This is a genomic window from Pseudomonas sp. P7758 (assembly GCF_013386485.1).
Lineage (GTDB): Bacteria > Pseudomonadota > Gammaproteobacteria > Pseudomonadales > Pseudomonadaceae > Aquipseudomonas.
In genome coordinates this window covers 32,786-57,696 of sequence record NZ_JACARS010000073.1, presented here as the reverse complement: position 1 = coordinate 57,696, position 24,911 = coordinate 32,786, and the positions used below count along the sequence as shown (strand labels likewise).

Annotated in this window: 18 protein-coding genes; 2 read left to right on the top strand and 16 right to left on the bottom strand. The window is 63.1% G+C overall.

The window, feature by feature from the left end:
- The first annotated feature begins 86 nt into the window (after positions 1-86).
- Positions 87-1,496, top strand: a complete 1,410-nt coding sequence (mapR, locus tag HX873_RS16695) for a GntR family transcriptional regulator MpaR (RefSeq protein ID WP_003207510.1) — start codon at positions 87-89, stop codon at positions 1,494-1,496.
- A 188-nt stretch (positions 1,497-1,684) separates the two neighbouring features.
- A complete protein-coding gene (locus HX873_RS16690; RefSeq protein ID WP_043224475.1) occupies positions 1,685-2,056 on the top strand; it encodes a hypothetical protein in 372 nt (123 codons plus the stop codon).
- Positions 2,057-2,105: 49 nt separating this feature from the next.
- Here the strand turns inward: HX873_RS16690 and HX873_RS16685 are convergent, their stop codons facing one another.
- From HX873_RS16685 to HX873_RS16610, 16 genes are all read right to left on the bottom strand, one after another.
- Positions 2,106-2,852 carry an SDR family oxidoreductase gene (locus HX873_RS16685; RefSeq protein WP_003207506.1) on the bottom strand — a complete coding sequence of 249 codons (747 nt, stop codon included), beginning with the start codon at positions 2,850-2,852 and terminating at the stop codon, positions 2,106-2,108.
- 72 nt (positions 2,853-2,924) lie between these two features.
- On the bottom strand, positions 2,925-5,018 hold the full coding sequence (locus tag HX873_RS16680) for a bifunctional diguanylate cyclase/phosphodiesterase (RefSeq protein WP_003207505.1): 2,094 nt from the start codon (positions 5,016-5,018) through the stop codon (positions 2,925-2,927).
- A gap of 274 nt (positions 5,019-5,292) precedes the next feature.
- Complete coding sequence (locus HX873_RS16675; RefSeq protein ID WP_003207503.1) at positions 5,293-6,771, bottom strand: efflux transporter outer membrane subunit; 1,479 nt, start codon at positions 6,769-6,771, stop codon at positions 5,293-5,295.
- Positions 6,768-9,875: an efflux RND transporter permease subunit gene (locus tag HX873_RS16670; protein WP_177122926.1), complete on the bottom strand. Its 3,108-nt coding sequence runs from the start codon at positions 9,873-9,875 to the stop codon at positions 6,768-6,770. Before HX873_RS16670 ends, HX873_RS16675 begins: the two co-directional genes overlap by 4 nt.
- Positions 9,872-12,973 (bottom strand): MdtB/MuxB family multidrug efflux RND transporter permease subunit, encoded by a 3,102-nt coding sequence (locus HX873_RS16665; protein WP_177039908.1) that lies wholly within the window; start codon positions 12,971-12,973, stop codon positions 9,872-9,874. Before HX873_RS16665 ends, HX873_RS16670 begins: the two co-directional genes overlap by 4 nt.
- Positions 12,970-14,280, bottom strand: coding sequence for an MdtA/MuxA family multidrug efflux RND transporter periplasmic adaptor subunit (locus HX873_RS16660; RefSeq protein ID WP_003207498.1), 1,311 nt, complete (start codon positions 14,278-14,280; stop codon positions 12,970-12,972). The genes HX873_RS16665 and HX873_RS16660 overlap by 4 nt, the downstream gene beginning before the upstream one ends.
- A gap of 230 nt (positions 14,281-14,510) precedes the next feature.
- Positions 14,511-15,011, bottom strand: a complete 501-nt coding sequence (tpx, locus tag HX873_RS16655) for a thiol peroxidase (RefSeq protein ID WP_003207496.1) — start codon at positions 15,009-15,011, stop codon at positions 14,511-14,513.
- A 108-nt stretch (positions 15,012-15,119) separates the two neighbouring features.
- Positions 15,120-17,834 (bottom strand): cystathionine beta-lyase, encoded by a 2,715-nt coding sequence (metC, locus tag HX873_RS16650; RefSeq protein ID WP_177122925.1) that lies wholly within the window; start codon positions 17,832-17,834, stop codon positions 15,120-15,122.
- A 25-nt stretch (positions 17,835-17,859) separates the two neighbouring features.
- Positions 17,860-18,507, bottom strand: coding sequence for a glutathione S-transferase family protein (locus HX873_RS16645; protein ID WP_177122924.1), 648 nt, complete (start codon positions 18,505-18,507; stop codon positions 17,860-17,862).
- Between the two features lie 135 nt (positions 18,508-18,642).
- Positions 18,643-19,239 carry a cysteine dioxygenase gene (locus HX873_RS16640; RefSeq protein ID WP_008435185.1) on the bottom strand — a complete coding sequence of 199 codons (597 nt, stop codon included), beginning with the start codon at positions 19,237-19,239 and terminating at the stop codon, positions 18,643-18,645.
- A 16-nt stretch (positions 19,240-19,255) separates the two neighbouring features.
- A complete protein-coding gene (locus tag HX873_RS16635) occupies positions 19,256-20,080 on the bottom strand; it encodes an amino acid ABC transporter ATP-binding protein (protein ID WP_003207489.1) in 825 nt (274 codons plus the stop codon).
- Positions 20,067-20,759 (bottom strand): amino acid ABC transporter permease, encoded by a 693-nt coding sequence (locus HX873_RS16630; protein ID WP_177122923.1) that lies wholly within the window; start codon positions 20,757-20,759, stop codon positions 20,067-20,069. The genes HX873_RS16635 and HX873_RS16630 overlap by 14 nt, the downstream gene beginning before the upstream one ends.
- Entirely contained in the window at positions 20,749-21,483 is a 735-nt protein-coding gene (locus HX873_RS16625; protein WP_177122922.1) for an amino acid ABC transporter permease, read from the bottom strand. Before HX873_RS16625 ends, HX873_RS16630 begins: the two co-directional genes overlap by 11 nt.
- On the bottom strand, positions 21,480-22,691 hold the full coding sequence (locus HX873_RS16620; RefSeq protein ID WP_177122921.1) for an aminotransferase class I/II-fold pyridoxal phosphate-dependent enzyme: 1,212 nt from the start codon (positions 22,689-22,691) through the stop codon (positions 21,480-21,482). Before HX873_RS16620 ends, HX873_RS16625 begins: the two co-directional genes overlap by 4 nt.
- A complete protein-coding gene (locus HX873_RS16615; protein WP_177122920.1) occupies positions 22,688-24,109 on the bottom strand; it encodes an FAD-binding oxidoreductase in 1,422 nt (473 codons plus the stop codon). The genes HX873_RS16620 and HX873_RS16615 overlap by 4 nt, the downstream gene beginning before the upstream one ends.
- On the bottom strand, positions 24,102-24,908 hold the full coding sequence (locus HX873_RS16610) for a transporter substrate-binding domain-containing protein (protein ID WP_177021968.1): 807 nt from the start codon (positions 24,906-24,908) through the stop codon (positions 24,102-24,104). The genes HX873_RS16615 and HX873_RS16610 overlap by 8 nt, the downstream gene beginning before the upstream one ends.
- Positions 24,909-24,911 lie beyond the last annotated feature (3 nt).

Genomic DNA, 24,911 nt, shown 5'->3' with positions numbered 1-24,911 from the left:
CTGAAAGATTGCTTTCGCGAGCAAGCCCGCTCCCACCGTTTGATCTGTGTTCAATCAGCAAAATCTGTTCAAAGCACTGAGCCCCAATGAAACGCTACGAAAAATTCGCCGACGACATCGCAGAACTGATCCGCTCCGGCGTGCTCGGGCCCGGCCAGCGCGTGCCTTCGGTGCGTTATGCCAGCCAGACCTACGGTGTCAGCCCGTCCACGGTGTTCCAGGCGTACTACCTGCTGGAGCGACGCGGGCTGATCCGCGCCCGGCCGCGCTCCGGGTACTTCGTCAACACCCATGCGCCCAGCCCGTTTTCCGAGCCGGTGGTGAGTGCCCATGTGCACGAGTCCACCGAGGTGGACGTCAGCGAATTGGTGTTCTCGGTGCTCGATTCCATCAAGGACCCGCAAACCGTGCCCTTCGGCTCGGCCTTCCCCAGCCCGACGCTGTTCCCGCTGCAACGCCTGGCCCGTTCCCTGGCCAGCGCCAGCCGGGAAATGGACCCGCGCATGGTGGTCACCGACATGTCGCCGGGCAACCCGCAACTGCGCCGGCAAATTGCCTTGCGCTACATGGTGGGCGGGCTGATGCTGCCCATGGAAGAACTGTTGATCACCAACGGCGCCCTTGAAGCACTGAACCTGTGCCTGCAAGCCGTGACCGAGCCGGGCGACCTGGTGGCCATCGAAGCACCGGCGTTCTACGCCAGCCTGCAAATCCTCGAGCGCCTGAAACTCAAGGCGGTGGAAATCCCCGTACACCCACGCGATGGCATCGACCTCAAGGTGCTGGCGCAAAGCCTGGAGCGCTACCCGATCAAGGCCTGCTGGTGCATGACCAGTTTCCAGAACCCGATGGGCGCAACCATGCCCGAGGCCCGGAAACAGGAACTGGTGGAGTTACTGCGCAGCCACCAGGTGCCGCTGATCGAAGACGACGTGTACGCCGAGTTGTACTACGGTCAACAGGCGCCCAAACCGGCGAAGGCGTTCGACACCGAAGGCCTGGTGATGCATTGCGGCTCGTTCGCCAAGAGCCTGGCTCCGGGCTACCGCATCGGCTGGGTCGCCGCCGGACGTTATGCGCAGAAGATCGAGCGGCTGAAATTGATGACGTCGCTGTGTGCCTCGATGCCCGCCCAGGCGGCGATTGCCGATTACCTGCAACACGGCGGGTACGACCGGCATCTGCGTAAATTGCGTTACGCGCTGGAAGAACAGCAAAGCGCCATGCTCGCCGCCATCGCGCGCTATTTCCCGGCGCAGACACGGGTCAGCCAGCCTGCCGGCGGGTACTTCCTGTGGCTGGAATTGCCGGAGCAGACCGACTCGTTGAAGTTGTTCCAGATGGCGCTGGCCCAGGGCATCAGCATCGCACCGGGACCGATCTTCTCGCCGACACAGCGCTTCAGGAACTGCATTCGCTTGAACTACGGCAGCCCGTGGGATGAGTCGTGTGAGAAGGCGATGGAGACGCTGGGGAAGATTGTGCGGTCGTTTTAACCTACGGATGGGAACCGTAGCCGGGCTAAGAACCACACAGGAGTGCGCTATTTCTTACGATAGAAAGAGCGCATTCACTTGGTTCACATCAGAGATGCCTTATGACTATTTCTTCAGCTGCCGGCCTGCGACCCCTTCCCGTTCCTCCCCACTATATGCGTGCCGCAGAGCAGCAACAGGTGCGCGAAATGACAGGCGCTACCGGGCGCCCCGCGGGAGATCATCGATCAAGTAACCAGATTACCGAACAAAGCCCTGTGCTGAAGAACTTCCTGGATAACCGCGACCACTACGAAGTGAGCGATGACCTGAAGCGCCAGGTGGGTGACTGGAGCGCGGCCAACCAAGACCCGGACTCTCGCGCCGACGCCACCTACAACCTGGATAAGGTACTGCGATTTATCGACAACGTGGACGATCTCAAATTAAGCGCCAGCCATAGCCGCAACGGTGTCCTGGACGGTTTTTCGAATCACGGCTACGCCATTCATCCAGACTCGGAGGCCAGCCTGCTCAAGGCGTTTTCCCTCAGGGGCTATGAAGCGCTGCGCGGCGCCTGATACCTGGGCTGTGGCGAGCGGCGTGCCCCTCACCACAGGCGGTACAAAACTAACGACCGCCCGCCAGGTCAAGAAAGGTTCCCGTCGCATAGGACGCCTTGTCCGAGAGCAGCCAGATAATCCCTTCCGCGACTTCCTCTGCACGCCCGCCACGGGCCATGGGGATGCCCGGCTCAAGCTTGCTGACCCGATCCGGGTCGCCGCTCAGGGCGTGGAAGTCGGTGAAAATAAGCCCGGGACGCACGCCATTGACCCGGATCCCCTCGCCCGCCACTTCCTTGGAGAGCCCGAGAGTGAAGGTATCCAGCGCGCCCTTGGACGCGGCGTAATCCACATATTCCCCCGGCGAGCCCAACCGCGCGGCGGCCGATGAAACGTTGACGATGCTGCCGCCCTGCCCGCCATGCTTGGGCGACATGCGCAGCAGCGCATGCTTGGCACACAGGATCGGCCCCAACACATTGGTCCTGAGGGTCTTCAGGATGCGGAACTCGGACATCTCATCGACCCGCGACTTGTGCCCGACGGTACCTGCGTTGTTGACCAGTGCCGTCACCCGGCCCAGTTCGGTATCGACCCGGTGGAACAGGCCAATCACTTCGTCTTCAATGCTGACATCAGCCCGCACGGCAATCGCCTGGGCGCCGAGGGCACGCACTTGCTCAAGTACGCGGTGGGCGGCGTCTTCATCGGCCTGGTAATTGATACAGATGCGATAGCCCTGGGCGGCGGCCAGCAGCGCCGTGGCGGCGCCGATCCCACGACTGCCACCGGTGATGACGACGACTTTGTCCATGTGTAAGGTCTCCTGGTTCAACGTGAGCTGATGGATCCAATACTACCTGCGCCCTGCAGGTTTTGCATGGGCTCACATCACCGAATGCACACTCACCACCTGCTCGGCGCGCTGGATGTCGGCCATGAAACCCTCGGCCGGTAACGGATGCCCCAGCAGATACCCCTGAAGCGAATCGCAGCCCAGCCGGGTGAGGAAGCTCTGCTGTGAGTCGGTCTCTACACCCTCGGCCACAATACGCAGGCCCAGGGCCTGACCGAGGGCAACGATTGCCGAGACGATAGCGGCGTCGTCGCTGTCGTGCTCCAGGTCACGCACGAAGCCCCGGTCGATCTTCAGCTCATTGGCCGGCAGACGCTTGAGGTACATCAGGCTCGAATAGCCGGTACCGAAGTCGTCGATGGACAGGTCGACGCCCATGTCCGAAAGCTTCTGCAACACCGTCATGCTCGCGTCGGCATCGCTCATGGCGGTGGTTTCGGTGATTTCCAGGGTCAGGCTGTTGGCTGGCAAGCGGTGGCGTTCCAGGGCAGCGGCGACACTCTTGACCAGCCCGGCGTGGCAGAACTGCAACGCCGACAGGTTCACGGCAATGCGCCAGTCGTGATAGCCCTGGGCATACCACACCTGCATCTGGCGGCAGGCTTCGTTGAGTACCCATTCGCCGATGGGGATGATCAGCCCGGTCTTTTCCGCCAGCTCGATAAACTTGTCCGGCAACAACAGGCCTTGTTGCGGGTGTTCCCAGCGCAGCAGCGCCTCGGCACCGACCGGGCGGCCGCTGATGGCGTCGAACTTGGGCTGGTAATAAAGCCGGAACTGCTCGTGCTCCACGGCATTGCGCAAGTCCTGCAGCAGTTGCAGTTGCTTGCGCGCATTGGTGTTCATCGACACGTCGAAAAAGCTGTAGCCGTTCTTGCCCATGCCCTTGGCGTGATACATCGCCGCGTCGGCGTTCATCAGCAGTTCCTGGGGCGTGGCGCCGTTGCCGGGGAACAGTGCGATGCCGATGCTGGCGGAGATTTTCAGCTCATGCTCGGCGACGTGGAAGGCCTGGTTGATCATGCCCACCTGGCGCTCGGCCAGGCGCAACGCATCGTCGGGCTGGCCCAATTGCACCAGCAATACAAACTCGTCACCGCCGATGCGGGCCAGGGTGTCCTGGCTGCGCAAGTCTTCGCGCAGGCGCAGGCCGACTTGCTGCAACAGCTGGTCGCCCATGTGGTGACCAAAAGCGTCATTCACCGGCTTGAAGCCGTCCAGGTCGATAAACATCAGCGCGAAGCAGCCGCCCTCTTCGTTCACCCGCTGTATCGCCTGCTGGATCCGGTCGGCGAGCAGGGTGCGGTTGGGCAAGCCGGTGAGCATGTCGTGCAGGGCCAGGTGGGTGAGTTCCTGGTTGGCCTGGGTCAGGGAGTCGGCCAACACCGCGGTGCGGGCTTCCAGGCGGGCGTCGGCCAGGGAGGTCAGCAGCGCGATGATCAACACTGCCAGGGTGGTGACCAGCACCAGGTTATCCAGGCCCTTGCCACTCAAGCCGTCCAGGGCCGCGCCGCAGAAGCTGCCATCGGCGAAACGCGCGGCGGCCATGCCGGTGTAGTGCATGCCGACAATCGCCACGCCCATCACCATCGCCGCCCCGCCTCGGGCCAACCGCACATACGGCGTGTTGCGCCGCAGGTTGAAGGCAATCCACAACGCCGCCGCCGACGCACCCACGGCAATCAGCAACGAGGCGGTGAACAGCGTGGGGTCGTAGTCGATGCCGGGGGTCATGCGCATGGCGGCCATGCCGGTGTAGTGCATGGCGCTGATGCCGGCGCCCATGATCAATGCGCCAAATGCCAGTTGCCACGCCGGCAAACGCGGCTGGCTCACCAGCCACAAGGCAAACCCGCTGGACAGGATCGCGATCAACAACGACAGCGCCGTGATGCCGACGTCATAGCCGAGGCTGATGGGCAGGCGGAAGGCGAGCATGCCGATAAAGTGCATCGACCAGATGCCCACGCCCATCGCCAGCGCGCCGCCGCCCATCCACAGGTACACCGCGCGGCCCCTGGCAGTGGCGATGCGGCCGGTCAGGTCCAACGCCGTATAGGATGCGAGGATCGCGACGAACAGGGAAATCAGGACCAGGGCGGGGGAATAACTACCGGTGAGCATGGGACTTCTCGTGACCTATGGGCCGAACGGCATCCGTGCCGGGCTGAAAAGTCAGGGATTGTAGCGAGAATAAATCTTGTACACCTGAAATATTGTCGTATAGCCATCATTCAAAATTTGACGCCAATCCGCTGGCTCAAAAACACCGCAGAACCCTTGTGGGAGCGGGCTTGCTCGCGAAAGCGGCGGGTCAGTTCATACACAGTTGACTGCCCCACCGTTTTCGCGAGCAAGCCCGCTCCCACACAAGCCCGTACACCAGCCAGAGCGGTGTTTACTTCTTGTCGCTCAGCTGCATTTGGCCATCCCAGCCACCGCCCAGTGCAGCGATCAGTTGCACACTGGCAACCAGCCGGGTTTGCAGCAGGGTCAGCACCGTACGCTCGTTGCTCAGGGCGGTGGCTTGCACGGTGACCACATCGAGATAGGCGATCAACCCGGCCTTGTACTGGTTCTGGGTCAGGCGCAGGGATTCCCGGGCCGCTTCGAGGGCCTCGTTACTCACGACCGCCTCGTCTTCCAGGACCTTGAGCTGGACCATGTAGTTTTCCACCTCACGGAACCCATCGAGTACGGTCTGGCGGTACTTGGCCACGGTTTCATCGTAGGACGCCTCGGCGCGGTCAACTTCGGCCGAACGCTGGCCCCCGTCGAACAGGGTCATGGCAAGTTTCGGCCCCACCGACCAGAAGCGGTTCGGCAGGCTGATCCAGTCGGCGTAGGTGCTGCTGGAGTAGCCGCCGGCCAGGCTCAGGGTCAGGTCCGGGTAGTAGGCGGTCTTGGCCACGCCGATGTTGGCGTTGGCCGCGATCACCGAGCGCTCCGCCTGAGCGATATCCGGGCGGCGCTCCAGCAGTTGCGACGGCAGGCTCACCGGAATCTGCGGCAGCGCCGGAATGTCCTTGCTCACCGCCAGGTTGAAGTTGGCCGGCGGCACACCGATCAGCACGGCAATTGCGTTTTCCAGTTGCGCCCGCTGCCAGATCAGGTCGATCATGCTGGCCTGGGTGCTTTTCAGCTGGGTCTGGGCCTGGGCGATGGCGTCCTTGCCCGAGACACCGGCGCGGTATTGGTTCTGGGTCATCTGCAGGGAGCGCTGGTAGGTGTCCACCGTGGCCTGCAGCAAACGGGTCTGTTCGTCCATGACCCGCAGTTGCAGGTAATCCTGCACCAGTTCCGATTGCTGGCTCAGGCGCATCGCCGCAAGATCCGCCGCGCTGGCTTCGGCGCTGGCTTCATTGGCTTCCAGGCCCCGGCGCAGTTTGCCCCAGATATCGGCTTCCCAGCTCACGCCCAACTGGGTGTTGAGGGTGTCGCGAATACCGCTGCTGGAGCTGCTGAGGCTGGCATTACTGCTGCCGGTACCCTGGCTGGCCCGGCTTTTCGAGGCACTCAGGTCAACCGTGGGGAAGAACGCCCCACGGGCACTGCGCACCTGCGAGGCGGCCTGGCGATAACGCGCCTCGGCCTGGGCCACGGTCTGGTTGGAGCTGTTGAGTTTTTCTACCAGCTCATTCAGTTGTTTGTCGCCGTACAGCTCCCACCAGGCGCCCCGGGCCAGCGAGTCGCTGGGCGCGGCCTGGCGCCAGCCCTGGGCCTCTTTGTACTGGGCAGGCTCGGTCAATTCGGGGCGTTTGTAGTCCGGGCCGACGGCGCAGGCGCTGAGCATCACGCCGCACAGGGCCAGGCTCAGCAGCTTTGAGCCGCGAGTCATCGCCAGACGTTGCACGGTGGGAAACGTTGAATCGGTCATAGCGCAGTGTCCAGGGCAGCATCGGTACGCACTCCGCGCCAACCGTTGAAACGGTGGCGCAGGCGGTCGAGATAAAGGTAAACCACAGGCGTGGTGTAGAGGGTCAGGATCTGGCTGAACACCAGCCCGCCGATAATCGTCAGGCCCAGGGGCTGGCGCATTTCCGCGCCTTCGGCCGTGCTGAGCAGCAGCGGCACGGCGCCAAGAATCGCCGCCAGCGTGGTCATCAGGATCGGGCGCAGCCGCACCAGGCAAGCGGCGCGGATCGATTCCAGCGGGCTCATGCCGTGCTTGCGTTCCAGTTGCAGCGCAAGGTCGATCATCAGGATCGCGTTTTTCTTCACTACCCCGATCAGCAGGAACAGCCCCAGCAGCGAGATCAGGCTGAACTCGCCCCCCAGCAGGTAAATCGAAAGCAAGGCGCCCACCCCCGCCGACGGCAAGGTCGACAGAATGGTCAGCGGGTGGATATAGCTCTCATACAGAATCCCCAATACCAGGTACACCGCTACCAGTGCACCGAGGATCATGAACGGTTGGCCTTTCTGGGTGGCGGCGAAGGCGTCGGCCGTACCGGCCATCTTCGCGATCACCTCTTCCGGCAGGCCGACCTTGGCAATCGCCCGCTCAATGGCGGCCGTGCCCTGCTCCACCGTGACGCCGGGCGACATATCAAACGCAATGTTTTCCGAGGCGAACTGGCCTTCATGGCTGACCCGGTCGTCCGCCAGGCTGTTCTCATAGTGAGCGATGGCCGACAGCGGCACGCGCGCACCGGTGGACGTGATCACCTGCATCTGATTGAGGGTGATCGGGTCCTGGGCGTACTTCGGATTGACCTCCATCACCACCTGGTACTGGTTGAGGCTGTCGTAGATGGTGGAAATCTGCCGCTGACTGTAGGCGTTGTTGAGCACGGCAGTGACCATGTCCATGTCAATGCCCAGGCGCTTGGCCTGGTCGCGGTCGACAATCAACGTCACCTGGGCCGCGCCGCGCCCTTCACGGGCATCGATGGCGGTCAGCTCCGGCAGCTCACGCAACGCGGCAACCACTTTCGGGTACCACAGGCGCAAGGCCGCCAGGTCACCGCTTTGCAGGATGTAGGAATACTGCGAGGTGGTCTGGTCGCGGCCGCCGCCGAATTGCAGGTCCTGGTCAGCCATCAGCATCAGGCGCCCGCCGGGCACCAGTGGCACATTCTTGCGCATGCGCTCGATCACCGCCTGGGCAGAAATCTTGCGTTCGCTGATGGGCTTGAGCCGCACCAGCATCACCGCGTTGTTGGTGCCGCTGTTGCCGCCAATAAAGCCTGCCACGCTCAACACCGCGGGGTCCTGCAGGACGGCCTTGCGGAAGATTTCCATCTTCGGCTGCATCACACTGAATGACAGCCCGTCGTCGCCACGCACAAAGCCGATCAGTTGCCCGGTGTCCTGCTGGGGCATGAAGGTTTTCGGCACCACCACATACAGCGCGACGTTGACTCCGATGGTCACCAACAGGCTGAGCAGCGTCAGGCGCTTGTGGCGCAGCACCCAGTCCAGGCTGCGGGCGTAGCCTGCCACCATGCGGTCGTTGATCTTCTGGCTCCAGCGCTGCAAGCCTGTTTCCTGGCCTTTGACATGGGGCTTGAGCCAGCGGGCGCAGAGCATCGGGGTCAGGGTCAGCGACACCACCAGCGAGACGATGATCGCCGCTGCGAGGGTGATGGAAAACTCGCGGAACAGGCTGGTAACGATACCGCCCATGAACAGGATCGAGAGGAACACCGCCACCAGCGAGACGTTCATCGACAGCAAGGTGAAGCCGACTTCCTGGGCCCCCAGGTACGCCGCCTTCATCGGCGGCACACCCTCGTCGATGTGCCGGGAAATGTTCTCCAGCACCACGATGGCATCGTCCACCACCAGGCCGGTGGCGAGGATCAGCGCCATCAGCGACAGGTTGTTCAGGGAAAAGCCGAACAGGTACATCACTGCAAACGTGCCCACCAGCGACACCGGCACCGCCAGGGTGGGAATCAGCGAGGCGCGGAAGTTGCCGAGGAACAGGTACACCACCAGGATCACCAGGGCCACGGCAATCAGCAGGGTCATCTCGGCTTCGTGCAAGGTGGCGGTGATCACCGGCGAACGGTCCATGGCCAGGTTCAGCTTGACGCTGGACGGCAACACCGCCTGCAAGGCCGGCAGTTGTGCCTTGATCTGCTTCACCGTCTCGATGATGTTGGCGCCGGACTGGCGGTTGATCACCAGCAGCACCGCCGAGTCATTGTTGAAGAAGCCGCTGTTGTAGCGGTCCTCGACGCCGTCGCTGATCTTCGCCACATCCCCCAGGCGCAAGGCCGCGCCATTCTGGTAGCGGATCAGCAGCGGTTCATAGTCCTTGGCCTTTTCCAGCTGGTCGTTGGCCTGGATCTGCCAGTTGCGCTGGCTGTCCTCCAGCGAACCCTTGGGCCGGCGCACGTTGGCATTGGCGATGGTATTCCGCACATCGTCCAGGGCCACGCCGTACTGGTCGAGGGCCTTGGGTTCCAGTTCGATACGCACGGCGGGCAACGAGCTGCCGCCGATCTGCACTTCACCCACGCCCGGCACCTGGGACAGGCTCTGGGACAGAATGGTCGAGGCCAGGTCGTACAGCTGGCCCTTGGGCAACACGTCCGAGGTCAGGGACAGCACCATGATGGGCGCCTGGGACGGGTTGATCTTCTTGTAGGTGGGCATGCTGCGCATGCCACTGGGCAGCAGGTTACGCGAGGCGTTGATCGCCGCCTGCACTTCCCGCGCCGCGCCGTTGATGTCGCGATTGGAGTCGAACGCCAGGATCACCCGGGTCGAACCCTGGCTCGACGAACTGCTCATGGTGGTAATGCCGGCAATCGCGCCGAAGGAGCGCTCCAGCGGCGTGGCCACCGTAGACGCCATCACCTCGGGGCTGGCCCCCGGCAAGCTGGCCGACACCACGATCACCGGGAAATCGATCTGCGGCAATGGCGACACCGGCAACAGGTTGAAGCTGACGCCGCCCAGCAGCATGATCGCCAGGCTCAGCAGCATGGTGGCTACCGGCCGGCGAATGAAAGGTCCGGACAGGTTCATGACTCAACCGGCTCCAGGCGCACCGGCTCTTTGCGCCAGCGACGGCCGAGGCGGTCGAAATACAGGTAGATCACCGGGGTGGTAAACAGGGTCAACACCTGGCTCACCAGCAACCCGCCCACCATCACCAGGCCCAGCGGCTGGCGCAACTCGGCGCCGGAGCCGGTGGCGAGCATCAACGGCACGGCACCGAACAGCGCCGCCAGGGTGGTCATCAGGATCGGCCGGAAGCGCAACAGCGCCGCCTGGTAGATCGCGGTTTGCGGGTCCAGGCCCTGGTTGCGCTCAGCGTCGAGGGCAAAGTCGATCATCATGATCGCGTTCTTCTTCACGATGCCGATCAGCAGGATGATGCCGATGATCGCGATCATCCCCAGGTCGTTGCCACTGAGCAGCAAGGCCAGCAAGGCGCCCACCGCTGCCGACGGCAGGGTGGAGAGGATGGTGATCGGGTGGATGTAGCTCTCGTAGAGCACCCCGAGCACGATGTACATGGTCACCACCGCCGCCAGGATCAGCAGCAAGGTACTCGACAGCGAAGCCTCGAATGCCTGGGCCGCGCCCTGGAACTGGGTCTGCACGCCCACCGGCATGCCGATGTCTTTCTGGGTCTGGTTGATCAGTTCGACGCCCTTGCCCAGCGCCACGCCGGGGGCCAGGTTGAACGACATCATCACCGCCGGGAACTGACCGATATGCGCGATTGCCAACTGGGCCTGGCGCTGTTCCACATGGGCCAGGCTCGACAGCCGCACCTGGCCGCCGTCGGTGGTTTTCACATGGATCTGGTTCAGGGCGTCCGGGCCGAGGGTTTCACCGGACTGGGCCTGCAATACCACGCGGTACTGGCTGGCCTGGGTGTAGATGGTGGATATCTGCCGCTGGCCGAACGCGTCGTACAGCGCGTCGGTGATGGTCGACACCGACACACCAAGGCGCGATGCGGCGTCACGGTCGATCACCAGGTACACCTGCAAGCCCTTGTCCTGCAGGTCGCTGGCGACGTCGGAGAGTTCCGGCAACTGGCTGAGGGCGTGTACCAGCTTTTCACTCCACAAGGCCAGCAGCTCGGCGTCCGGCGAGGACATGCTGAACTGGTACTGGGTACGGCTGACGCGGTCTTCGATGGTCAGGTCCTGCACCGGCTGCATGAACAGGCGAATCCCCACCAGCTTGTCCAGTTGCGGCTGCAGGCGCGTGATGATCTGTGCCGCGCTCAGGTCCCGTTCGCCGTGGGGCTTGAGGTTGATCAGCAGGCGCCCACTGTTGAGGGTGGCGTTATCACCGTCTACCCCGATATAGGACGACAGGCTCTCCACCGCCGGGTCTTCGAGGATGATCTTCGCCAGTTCCTGCTGGCGCTGGCTCATCGCCGCAAAGGAAATCGACTGTGGCGCTTCGGAAATGCCCTGGATCACGCCGGTGTCCTGCACCGGGAAGAAGCCCTTGGGCACCACCATGTACAACACCACGGTCAGGCCCAGGGTGGCGATGGCCACCAGCAGGGTCAGCGGCTGATGCTTGAGCACCCACTGCAACTTGCGCCCGTAGGCCTCGATCAGCCAGTCGATCCAGGCGCCGCTGGCCTTGTAGAAACGGCCCTGCTCTTCCTCTTTCGGCTCACGCTTGAGCAACCGCGCGCACATCATCGGCGTCAGGGTCAGGGACACCACCAGGGAAATCAGGATCGCCACCGCCAGGGTGATCGCGAATTCACGGAACAAGCGCCCCACCACGTCCGCCATGAACAGCAGCGGGATCAATACCGCGATCAGCGACAGGGTCAGGGAAATCAGGGTGAAGCCGATCTGCTTGGCGCCCTTGAGCGCCGCATTGAGCGGTGTATCGCCTTCCTCGATGTAGCGGGAAATGTTCTCCAGCATCACGATGGCGTCGTCCACCACGAAACCGGTGGCGATGGTCAGCGCCATCAGCGTCAGGTTGTTGATGGAGAAACCGGCGAGGTACATCACGCCGAAGGTGCCCACCAGGGACAGCGGCACGGCGATGGACGGAATAATGGTCGCGCTGAAGCGGCGCAGGAACAGGAACGTCACCATCACCACCAGGGCAATGGCGATCAGCAATTCGTGTTGTACATCCTTGACCGAGGCCCGGATGGTCTGGGTACGGTCGGTAAGCACCGTCACGTCCAGGCCCGCCGGCAGGTTGTCGGTGATGCTTGGCAACAGCGCCTTGATCCGGTCCACCACCTCGATGACGTTGGCCCCGGGCTGGCGCTGGATGTTCAGCAGGACCGCCTGGTTTTCGTTGGCCCAGGCCGCGAGGCGTTCGTTCTCGGCGCCGTCGACGATCTGCGCCACATCCTTGAGCCGCAACGGCGCGCCGTTGTTGTAGGCGAGGATCAGTTCGGCGTATTCCTTGGGCGAGACCAACTGGTCGTTGGCGTCGAGCATCGACACCCGCGTGGGGCCGTCAAAGTTACCCTTGGGCTGGTTGACGTTGGAGGCGGCGATCAGGGTGCGCACATCCGACAGGTTCAGGCCGTTGGCCGCCAGTGCCTCGGGGTTGACCTTGATCCGCACCGCCTGGCGCTGGCCGCCGGCGATGCTGACCATGCCGACGCCGCTGATCTGCGCGATCTTCTGCGCCATGCGCGTGTCGACCAGGTCATTGAGCTTGGGCAGCAACATGGTCTTGGAGGTGATGGCCAGGGTCAGCACCGGGGTATCCGCCGGGTTGACCTTGTTGTACACCGGCGGCGCCGGCAGATCCTTGGGCAGCAGGTTGGTGGCGGCGTTGATCGCGGCCTGCACCTGTTGCTCGGCGACATCCATGTTGATGTCGAGGTTGAAACGCAGGGTCAGCACCGAGGCGCCGCCGGAGCTGGTGGACGCCATCTGGGTCAGGCCGGGCATCTGCCCGAACTGACGCTCAAGGGGCGCCGTGACCGCGCTGGTCATTACGTCCGGACTGGCGCCGGGGTACAGGGTCATCACCCGGATGGTCGGGTAATCCACCTGGGGCAAGGCCGAGACCGGCAGCAGGCGATAAGCGATCACGCCGGCCAGGACAATGGCCAGCATGCTCAGGGTAGTGGCTACCGGGCGAAGGATGAACAGCCGCGAGAGGTTCATGCGCCGCCCTTTTGCGCCTTGGCGGCATCAGCCGGGCCTTGTTGCGTCTTGGCTGCCGGTTGACCCTGGAGGTGTTCGGTCGGCGTGGTCGGCACTTCAGTGCTGTCGTTGACCACTTCAATGTCACTGCCGTCCTTCAGGCGGTCGGTGCCTTCCAGCACCACACGGTCGCCGGCGGCCAGGCCTTGCTTGACCACGGTGTTGTCGCCGTCGGAATCACCGATCACCAGCGGACGCACCTTGACCTTCTTGTCGCCATCGAGCACGTAGACGAAGGTGCCGGTATTGCCGAACTGAATCGCTGCCGACGGCGCCAGCACCACGTTGTGCAGGGTGTCGGCCAGCAAGTGCACGTTCACGAACTGGTTGGGGAACAGCGCCTGGTCCTTGTTATCGAACCGCGCCTTGAATTTCAGGGTGCCGGTGGTGACGTCGATCTGGTTATCGAGGCTCTGCAGCACGCCCGTGGCTTTCACCGCGACATCGCCACGGTCCCAGGCTTCCACCGGCAGCTTGTTGCCGGCGTGATAACGCGCCAGCACGGTTTCCAGGGTGTTTTCCGGCAACGTGAAGACCACGCTGATGGGTTGGGTCTGGGTGATCACCGCCAGGAAGGTGGTGTCGTTGGCGGCGACGAGGTTGCCCACGTCCACCTGGCGCAGGCCGACACGCCCGGTAATCGGGGCGCGGATCTTGGTGAATTCGAGGTTGAGCTTGGCGTCATCCACCGCGCCCTGGTTGGTCTTGACCGTGCCCTGGTACTGCAACACCAGCGCTTCGGCGGTGTCCAGGGTCTGCTTGGCGATACTGTCCTGGGCATACAGGTCGCGATAACGCTGCACGTCGACCTGGGCGTTTTTCAGCTGGGCCTGGTTCTGCAGCAACGTGCCCTGGGCCTGGAGCAAGGCATTCTGGTAACTGCGCGGGTCGATTTCCGCCAGCAGGTCACCGGCCTTGACCATCTGCCCCTCTTCAAAGGCGATCTTGACCAGCTCTCCGCCAACCCGGCTGCGCACATTGATGGTGTTGAGTGCCGTCACCGTACCCAGCGCCTTGTAGTACACCGGGAATTCGCCCAGCACCGCCGGCGCCACACGCACCGGCACCGGGCCAGTAGAACCCCCAAAGCCCGGGCGCATCATCCCCGACTTGCCGGCATGCCCGGCAGGCTTCTTCTCGGCGCTGTCCTTGTGGCTGGTGCCAGGCCAGAACTTCCAGCACAGGCCGGCAATGACCAGCAGCACGAGAAGGCCGAACAGCCAGCGGCGGGAGTGACGAGGGGTGGATTGCATGGAGTGATCAACCATTGGGTGCGAGAGCTTCTTCTTCGGGAGGCTGAAAGATAAGCACTGGGGCGCGTTAAGAAAAGCGCCTTTACCGGCTATTTACCTTGGATTACAACTTTTAACTTCTGTGCTTAGTCCATTCGCTATCTGGCTAAGCCTCTGAAGCACAAATAAAAACGGCCTGGACTAGGCCAGGCCGTAATACTGCATCACGCGTGTTACTGCAAAACGACAGTAATGCGTAGTAACAGTTACTTCAAAACAGCCAGGGCTGCCTCGTAGTTCGGCTCTTGGCCGATTTCGCTGACCAGTTCGCTGTGCAGTACGTTGTCGTTCTCGTCCAGTACCACGACGGCACGGGCGGTCAGGCCTTTGAGCGGGCCATCAGCAATCGCAACACCGTAGTCGACAGCAAAGGCTGCCTCACGGAAGTCCGACAGGTTCTTCACGTTTTCCAGGCCTTCGGCACCGCAGAAACGCGCCTGGGCAAATGGCAGGTCGGTGGAAATGCACAACACTACGGTGTTGTTCACGTCGTTGACCTGGGCGTTGAACTTGCGAACCGAAGTGGCGCAGGTCGGGGTATCAACGCTTGGGAAAATGTTCAGCACTTTGCGCTTGCCGGCGAAAGTCGCCAGGGTCGCGTCAGACAGGTCGCCGGCAGTCAGGGTGAAGTCTGGCGCCTTGGCGCCGACTTTCGGCAAATCGCCTTCGACCTGGACAGGGTTGCCTCGGAGGGTAACTTGAGCCATGAACGGAATCCTTCTAGTGGTGGTAGTGAAACGAATTTCAGGTGCCGAAGTTAAACACAAAGTTCGATGGGCACCTATGGGCGGACGCAAATTGTCATGGTGCGAGGCTCAACGCCCCGCCGCCACGAACCCGCGCTGCAGATCCTCGATCAACGCCTCCACATCCTCCAGCCCCACATGCAGGCGCACCACCGGGTTCAATCCACGGTCGGCGGCGCTCTGGCGATCCTGTGTATCGGCCAGGGTCACCAGGCTTTCAAAGCCGCCCCAGGATGCGCCCAGGCCAAACAGCTGCAGGCCGTCGATAAACCGTTCGACGTAGCCGGCATCCGCGCGGTCGAGTTCGAAGGACAGCAAACCGTTGCTCCCGCTGAAGTCACGCTTCCACAGCGCGTGGCCAGGATGCTCCGCCAGTGCCGGATGAAACACCCGCCTGACCTGCTGCTGCCCCTGCAACCACTGGGCAATCTTCAACGCCTGGCGCTCGTGCACGTCCAGCCGGGAAGCCAGGGTGCGTGCGCCACGCAGGATCAGGTAGGCATCGTCGGCACTCACCGCATTGCCAAAGGTATCGCTCATTTTCGCCAGGGCCGGCCATGCCGCTTCGGTGGTGCAGACGCTGCCCATCATCACGTCACTGTGGCCGCCAAGGTACTTGGTCAAGGCCATGATCGAGATGTCGGCACCCAGCGCCAGCGGTCGGTACAGGTACGCCGAGCCCCAGGTGTTGTCCACCGCCAACAGAATGCCCCGCGGCTTGCACAGTGCGGCTAGCGCGGGCAGGTCACACAGCTCATACAGCAGCGAACCCGGCACTTCGGCGTAGACCATTTTGGTGTTGGCCTGCAGTTGCGCTTCCAGGCCGCTGCCGTCCGGGGCGAAATAGCTGACTTCGATGCCGAATGGCTGGAGGAACTCCCGGGCCAGTTTGCGCACCGGCGAATAGACGGCGTCGGTGATCAACACATGGTCGCCGGGCCGCAGGTAGGCCAGGAACGTCTGCGCCGCGGCGGCGAGCCCGGTGCCATACAGCCGTGTGCGATAGCCACCCTCAAGTTCGGTGACCAGGTCTTCAAGGGCAAAAGCGGTGGGATTGCCGCGTGCGCCGTAACTCAGGACCCGCTCACTGTCGCGTCGGGAGCGCGCGTCACGCATCTGGGCCAGGTTGTCGAACAGCACGGTGCTCAGGCGGGTGATCGGTACGTTCACCGCCCGACCACCATTGCCGCCTTCGGTACGCGCCGCGTGAATCAGCCGGGTACGCACGCGTGACGCGGGCAACAACGGCTTGAGACTGGCGATTTCCGCTTCGCTCATCTGTGCCAACAGGCCAATTTCCCAGGCGAGATATTGGCGGGCAGCGTCCTTGTTGCCGCTGTGACGGTCGTGGGTGAAGAACAGGAAGTCGATGCACTGGTTGTCCGGAGGCGTTTGCGCATCCTCGATCACCGGCAAACCGGCCGCAACCCACGCGGAATAGCCGCCGTCGAGCAAACGCACATCGCCGCCCAAGCCCAACGCAGCAAAAGCGGCCAGTGCCGGATCATCAGCCAGCAGCACCAGTGGACGCCCACCCGCGGTCAACCGCGAACGAATCGACCAGCGCGAACCGACAATCCGGCCCTTGCGATGGATCGTGCTCGGGCGCAGGTCCACCAGGTCCACGGTGCCGTCCTTCAGCGCCTCGGCCAGCGCCTGCACCGAGATCAGCGGCAGCGCGTCAAAGGGCACGGCCTCCTTGACCTCCAGCGCCAATCCACTGTGGACGCCACCCTCCAGCACATACGCCTCATGCCCCAACTGCCGCAGCCAACTGGCGACAATCGGCGCACGCACACCATCACTGTCCAGCAGCACCACCCGTGCCTGACGCACGCCGATGTACAGGTCGGTGGACTGGATCAATTGCCCGCCCGGCGTGTGTTGCGCCCCCGGCAAACTGCCGGCGGCAAATTCTTCAGCGGTACGCACATCGCACAGGAACAGGCTACGGGCCGGGTCCGCCGCCCATTGCCGGACCTGCTCCGCCTTGACACTGACCACCCCTGCCCGCTCCGCCAACTGCCGGGCAGCTTCGCGCTGCCGGCCCAGATCCGTCGAGACCTGGTCGGCATAACGCCGAGTGCTGCCATGCTCCAGCTTGAAGTCCGCCAGGTACCAACCCTGGGTACCGTTTTCCAGGGCATAAACCGGGTTCTTCACCCCGAGGTTGATCAACGTCTGGGCGCCGATAATGCTGCGGGTACGCCCGGCGCAGTTGACCACGATCGGCGTGGTTTCATCCGGCACCAGGTCGTGCACGCGGTAACCCAGCTCACCATTGGGGCAGCAGATCGAACCGGGAATGGTCATCTTGCGGTATTCATCGAACGGCCGACCGTCCAGCACCACCAACGGCTCGCCCGTGGCCTGCCAGTCCGCCAGTTGCTGCGCGGTGACGTGGGGTGTGTGGCTGGCCTCTTCCACCAATTCGCCAAAGGCTTTCGACGGCACATGCACCCCGGCGAACAACTGCAAACCCGCCGCCTGCCAAGCGTTCGCACCACCTTCCAGTACATGCACATGGCGGTAGCCCAGCGCTTGCAAACGCAGTGCCGTGCGCGCAGCCACATCGCCGCCGTCCTGGTCGTAGATCACCAGGCGCACCCGGGGATTCGGTGCCAGGCGCTGCACCTCCAGTTCCAGGCGGCTATAGGGCAGGTTCACCCCGTGAAACAGGTGGGCCTCGCCGTATTGGCCGTGCTCGCGTACGTCGAACAGGGCGATTTCCTGGCCGTCAAACAGCCATTGTTGCAATTGCCCGGGTGTGATGGTCTGGCTCATGGAAGTCCCGCAAAAAATAGATGGGTTACTGCAAGGCCAGCGAACGCTCGCCAGCGGCCACTTCACGGCCCTTGGCATAGGCCCGCTGGACTGCCGGGCGCGCCTTGATGCGCAGACGCCAGGCCTGGATGTTCGGGTAGTCCGCCAGGTCCTGGCCTTGGCGCAGGGGCTGGATCCACGGGAAAATCGCCATGTCGGCCACCGAATATTCGCCCGCCACATACGGCACCTCGGCCAGGCGCTGCTCCAGCACCCGATACAGGCGCGTGGCTTCGGCGTTCAGCAGGCCCAGGGCAAAGGGAATCGGTTCCGGGGCCTTCTCCTTGAACAGCTGCAACTGGCTCAGGTACGGGGTGATATGCCCTACCTGCCAGAACAGCCATTCCTGGACCTTCTGGCGCTCGGCGGTACCGGCGGGCGGCAGGAAGCGCCCGGCCTGGTCGGCCAGGTAGTTCAGGATCGCCCCGGACTCGAACAGGCTCAGGGGTGCTTCAAGGCGGTGGTCGACAATCGCCGGAATCCGCCCATTCGCACTGATGCGCTGGAAGCTTTCCTGCTTCTGCGCGCCTTCGCGGATGTTGACCGGAATCAGGCGGTACTCCGCCTCCAGCTCTTCCAGCAGGATGCCGACTTTCAGGCCGTTGCCCGTAGGCCAGTAATACAGATCAATCATAAAAAACCCTGGATGAACGCTGATCCAATTGTGGGAGCGGGCTTGCTCGCGAATGGGGTGTGTCAGCCAATGAATGCGTTTCTGACCCACCGCATTCGCGAGCAAGCCCGCTCCCACAGTTGATGTGTGTTGTGCTCAGGAATAGGCCCGGATTGAAGGCGCCATCTGCGAGGCGTTGTAGTTGAGGATCCGGCCGTCTGCTTCAACGCCGTAACGGCCATTGAGGGATTCCAGCGGCAAGCCGTACAGGTGGAAATGCAAGGTCGCCTGCTCACCCTCAACGCGAATCCCGTGCAGGTCTTCACCGAGGAACGAGATAGAGGTGCCCGGCTGCACGACGACTTCTTTCTCAAGGGTCAGGGTGGTGAAGCCTTCCTCACGCCCTTCATCGTTGCGGCCATACACGTAGTTGATTTCCTGGCCTTCAACGGCACTGATGATCGCCCAGGTTTCGTGGTTGTGCGGGAGGGTGCTTTTGCCCGGCAGCAACGAGTTCAGGTACAGGGTGGGCGTGTCGCCGTCGTCGTTCAGGCGATAGCGGAACGCGGTACTGCCCTGCCCCGGCACCGGCGCGGGGAATTCGCTGAAGTTGAACAGGTCCCGGCGCTCGGCCAGGGTTTCCAGCAGCCCGACGATTTCCACCAGGGCCGCGCGGTCTACGCCACGCTGGTTGATGACGCGGATCTGCTGCAGGAAGTCTTCGATAACGGCGGCACGGTTTGCGGTACTCATGACGAGGTTCCTCTTGTTAGACGGACAGGGTGTAGCGGCTCAGGTTGGTCAACAGGTACGGATCATTGGCGATCGGCGGCCGACGGCCGGGATCGCCCAAGGCATGGCGCAGGAATTCCTGGGTCCGTTCACTGGTGGGGCGCTGGAAGATCTGCTCGGCGCTGCCGTGCTCGACGATCACGCCGTTTTCGGTGAAATAGACGATGTCGCTGATCTCTTCGGCAAAGCGCATTTCGTGGGTCACCAGCACGCAGGTCATGCCTTCTTCGGTCAGCTCGCGAATCACCGTCAGTACTTCACCGACGGTTTCCGGGTCCAGGGCCGAGGTCACTTCATCGAACAGGATCAGCTCGGGGCGCATCGCCAACGCCCGGGCAATCGCCACCCGCTGCTGTTGGCCGCCGGACAATTGGCCCGGATAGGCATCGGCCTTGTGCTCCATGCGCACCTTGGCCAACAGCGCCCGGGCATCTTTCTCGGCATCGGCACGGTTGCGACCGAGCACCTTGCGCGGGGCGATCACCAGGTTTTCCAGCACGGACAAATGCGGGAACAGGTTGTATTGCTGGAATACAAAACCCACACGCTTGCGCAACTCGATGCGCTGGGCTTCCTGGGTCAGCGTATCGACCCGGGTTTCGCCCACGCGAATGGTGCCGCGCTGAGGCTGCAACAGGCCGGTGATGCAACGCAGGATGGTCGACTTGCCCGAGCCCGACGGGCCGATGATCGACACCGCCTGGCCGCGATGCACATCGAGGTCGATGCCCTTGAGCACCCGGTTGTCACCGAACGACAGCTGCAAATCCCGCAGGCTGACCAGGGGTTCAATAGAAGGCATAACGGCGCTCCAGGCGTTGGGTCAAACGGGAAATCGGGTAGCAGTAGGCGAAGAACAGGACCAACAGGCTGAGGTAGATCACCACGGTAAAGCCGGACATGTTCACGGTGTTGCTGGCGATCTGTGCGGTATCGATCACGTCGTGCACGCCCACCAGCGACGCCAGGGCGGTGCCCATAGTGACCACCGCGTAGAGGTTCATCCACGGCGGCAACATGCGCTTGAAGCACTGGGGCAGAATGATCGAGCTGAATATCTGGCCGCGGGTAAATGCCAGCGAGCGCGCCGCTTCCCATTGGGTGCTGGGGATCGAGCCGATGGCGCCGCGAAAGATCTCCGCCACGTTGGCGCTGGCCGGCAATGCCAGGCCAATCGTCACCTTGACCCAGTCCGGGAACGACACGTAGCTGCTGCCGATATGGATCTCGAACGGGAACACGTAGGTGGTGAAATAGATCAGCACCAGCCACGGTGCATTGCGGAAAACCTGCACCCAGATCCGCGCGGGCAACCGCAGCAGGCGCAGGGGTGACAGGGCCAACGCGCCCACCATCAGGCCCAGCAGCGAACCAAGACCAATCGCCACCAGGCTGATCAGGATGTTCTGGCCGAAACCAGTCACCAGCGCCGGCGACCATTGCAGCAACGCCGACAGCACCGGGAATGAATCAATGGCCATAGCCGGGCATCCTCAGGCGCGCTTCCAGCCAGCGCCCCACACAATTGACGGTAAAACTCAGCAAGCCGAAAAAGCTCAGGATCAGAATCATCAGCTCCAGCACGTTATCGCTCTGGGTCCAGATCATGATCGAGGCGTAAGTGATGTCGCCCACGGCGATGGCCGAGGCCACGGCGGTCATTTTCACCAGGTCGATCAGGTTGTTGATCAGCGACGGCAGCGCGAAGCGCAGGGCCAACGGCAACTGCACATTCCACAGCAATTGCCGACTGCTGAACGCCAGGGAGCTGGCGGCTTCCAGGGTCACGGCGGGCACCGCTTCGATGCCGGCGCGCAGGGCTTCGGCGTGGAACGCGCCCTTGTGCAGCGAAATCACGATCACCACCCAGGCAAACGGCGTCAGCGGGTTGGCCGCGCCGACGGCCTGGGTCAGCAGCATGTTCAACACCAGGAATGCGCAGTACAGCTGCACCAGGGTCGGCGTGTTGCGGGTGACTTCGATAAACACCCGCGCCGGTTTGGCCAGCCACGGGTTGCCGGAAGTCAGCAGCGCTGCCAGGCTGATCCCGGCCAGCAGGCTGCCGACGATGGTGAACAGGCACAACAGCACGGTGGTCAGCGCGCCCTGCTCCAGGGTGCCGCGCTGATAGGCATCCAGCAGGAAGTTGTAGTTGAGGCCGATACCGGCGGCCCAGTGCACAAAAAGCTCCAGCCAATGACTCATTCGACGCCCCGCAGCTTGCCGCAGGCGACAGCGATACGGCGGCCGGCCTCGGCCACGCTGTCGGTCGCCGTGGCGATGGACAGGCGAAACCACGGTGACAGGCCGTAGGCACTGCCCGCTACTCCGGCGACGCCTTCCTCCAGCAAGTACGCGACGACATCGCCGTCATCGTTCAGGCGCTGACCGTCCGGGCGATAGCGACCAAGCAACCCGGCGCAACGCACGAACACGAAAAAGCCGCCCTGGGGTTCGAGTACTTCCAGGCCCACGACGGTGCCGAGGGCCATCATCAACAGGTCCCGGCGCAGCTGATAGGCCGCTACCTGCTCGGCCAAAAAGCCCAGCCCGCCGGTGAATGCCGCCAATGCAGCAGCCTGGCCCACGGAGGAAGCACCGGAGGTGGATTGCGACTGAACAACCGCCATTGCATGGGTCAAGGCCTGCGGTCCGGCGCCGAAACCGATGCGCCAGCCGGTCATGGCGTAGGTCTTGGACACGCCGCCCACCAGCAGGCAACGGTCCCGCAAATCCGGCGCAACGTTCAGCAGGCTCTGGGCCGGGCGCCCGTCGAAGCGGATGTGTTCGTAGAGTTCATCCAGCAGCACCAGCACCTGGGGATGGCGACGCAGCACCTCGGCCAGCGCGTGCAGTTCAGCCTCGCTATACACCGCACCGCTCGGGTTGCCCGGGCCGTTAAGGATCAGCCAGCGGGTGCATTGATTGATGTGCTGCTCCAGCTGGGCGGGCAGCAGTTTGCAGCCCTGCTCCAGCCCGCACTCGATAAAAACCGGCTCGCCACCGTTGAAGCGCACGCTGTCGGGGAACGACGGCCAGTAAGGCGTCGGCACCAGCACTTGATCGCCGTCGTCGAGGGTTGCGGCGAAGGCGTTGAAGATGATTTGTTTCGCGCCGTTGGCGATCACGATATTCGGCAGCGAATAGTCCAGGTGGTTTTCTTCGGCCAGTTTTCGCTGCACGGCCACGCGCAAGGCTTTTACCCCGGGTGTCGGCGTGTACTTGGTGGCGCCCGCAGCAATGGCTGCGCAGGCGGCTTGCTTGATGTGCTCCGGGGTATCGAAATCCGGCTCGCCGGTGGTCAGGTCCAGGATGTCGCGGCCGGCGTCACGCAGTTCCGTGGCGCGGGATTTGGCCGCCGCATTGGCCGACAGCGACACACGCTGCACCCGCTTGGACAAGCGAACGGTCATGGCTGCACCTCAATGACTTTGCCGGGATTGAGCAGGTTTTTCGGGTCGAGGGCCCGCTTGATGCGGCGCATCAGGTCCAGTTCCACCGGGCTTTTGTAGCGGCCCAGCAGGCCGACCTTGCGCTGGCCAATCCCGTGTTCGGCGCTGATAGAGCCGCCATGGGCATGGGCGCTGTCATGTACCAGCAAGCTCAATTCGGCGTAGTTGCGCATGTGCTCGTCAACCGTTGAATCCAGCGGATGAGCCACGTTGTAATGCAGGTTGCCGTCCCCCAGGTGCCCGAACGTGAAGTTGCGAACACCGGGGAAATGCGTCTGCAACAGCGCATCGGTATGGGCGACGAAGGCGACGATTTGCGAAATGGGCACCGAGATATCGTGCTTCATATTGCGTCCGGCACGCTTCTGCGCTTCGCTCATGTTCTCCCGCAGCAGCCATAGCGCTTCGCTTTGCGCCAGGCTTTCGGCGATCAGTGCGTCGGCCAGCAGTGGCTGTTCGAAGGCTTCACCGAGGACCGTTTCGAAGGCTTCGCGGGCGTGGTTTTCACCGTGGTTATCCGACAGCTCCAGCAAGGCAAACCAGGGTTGACTGGCGTTGAGAAACGGTTGCGGGTCCTCGGGAAATTGCTCGCGTAACAACGCCAGGCAATCGGCGCTGAGCAATTCGAATGCAGTGAGGTTTGCACCAAAACCGGCGCGGGCATGGGACAGGAACGCCACCGCCTGGGCCAACTCGTCAAACGCCAGCAGCGCTGTCGCCTGGGCCTTGGGCAGCGGGAACAGCTTCAGGGTCGCGGCGGTGATAATCCCGAGGGTACCTTCGCTGCCCACATACAAATCCCGCAGGTCGTAGCCGGTGTTGTCCTTGCGCAACCCTCGCAGGCCATTCCAGATTTCGCCTTCGGCGGTCACCACTTCCAGGCCCAGGGTCAACTCGCGGGTGTTGCCATAACGCAGCACGGCGGTGCCGCCTGCATTGGTGCCAAGGTTGCCGCCGATGGTGCAACTGCCTTCGGCGCCCAGACTCAATGGAAACAGGCGACCGGCTTCACGGGCCACGTCCTGGATGTTTTGCAGGATGCAGCCGGCTTCGACGGTCAGGGTGTCGTTGTCGGTATCGATCACGCGCACCCGGTTCATGCGGTCGAGCAGCAACAATACCGCGCGGCCGCTGGCATCCGGTGTGGCACCCGCCATCAGGCCGGTGTTGCCGCCCTGGACCACGATGGGCGCTTCCAGGGCGACACACGCACGCACCACGGCGGCCACTTCCTCGGTGTTGGCCGGATGCACCACGGCGATCACCTCGCCGGTGTAGCGGCCCTGTTTGTCGGTCAGGTACTGGGCGGCATCTTCACTGCGCTGCACATGGGCGGCGCCGAGCAGTTGTTGCAGGGTGGCGAATAGCGCTTCACTCATGGCTGTACTGCTCGTGCAGATCACGCAGGGCTTGGGACGGAGCCATGCCGGTACGTTCGCCGAGGGCGATCAACCAGCCGCTGCGATGCCAGTCGCGCACGATGGCGTCGAGCCTGGCCTGGGTGTCGTGTTCGCCTTTGCGGATCCAGATCACGGATTTGGACGGGATCAAATCCCCCGGCAACGGGATCTCGTAGCCGGACCATTCGGCATCCTCCAGCAGCGCATGCATGGTCGGGCTGACGTGCACCGCCGCCACGCAGCCATTGCCGCGCAACGACAGCAGGGATTCGGACTGGCTGCGGAACGCCTTGATCTGCGCGCCGTAGGTTTCCTGCAACGGCTTGATGAAGTTGCTGCCCTGGGACACGCACACCGGCTTGTCCTTGAGGTCGGCCCACTGGGTGATGCCGGCGCCTTTGCGGATCAACGCCGCGCCGCCGACTTCTTCATAGGGCGTGGGCACGTAGTCGAGAATCTCGGCGCGTTCGTCGGTGTACTGCATGTTGGCGATCAACACATCGACCTTGCCCTGTTGCAGGAACTGCACGCGGTTGGGCGCCAGTACCGAAACGGTCCTGGTCTCCACACCCAGCGCCTGGCCCAGGCCCTTGGCCAGTTCGACGTTGTAGCCCAGGTGTTCGCCGGTCTTGGGGTCGATGGTGCCAAACGGCGGACCGCTGAGGATCACGCCGACGCTGATGGCGTGGCGTTGCTGGATCTTGTCGAGGGTGGCGTCGGCGTGGGCCAGGCTGGCGCACAGTGCCAGGCCCAAGGCGGTCAGGGTTCTCAATGTCATGTG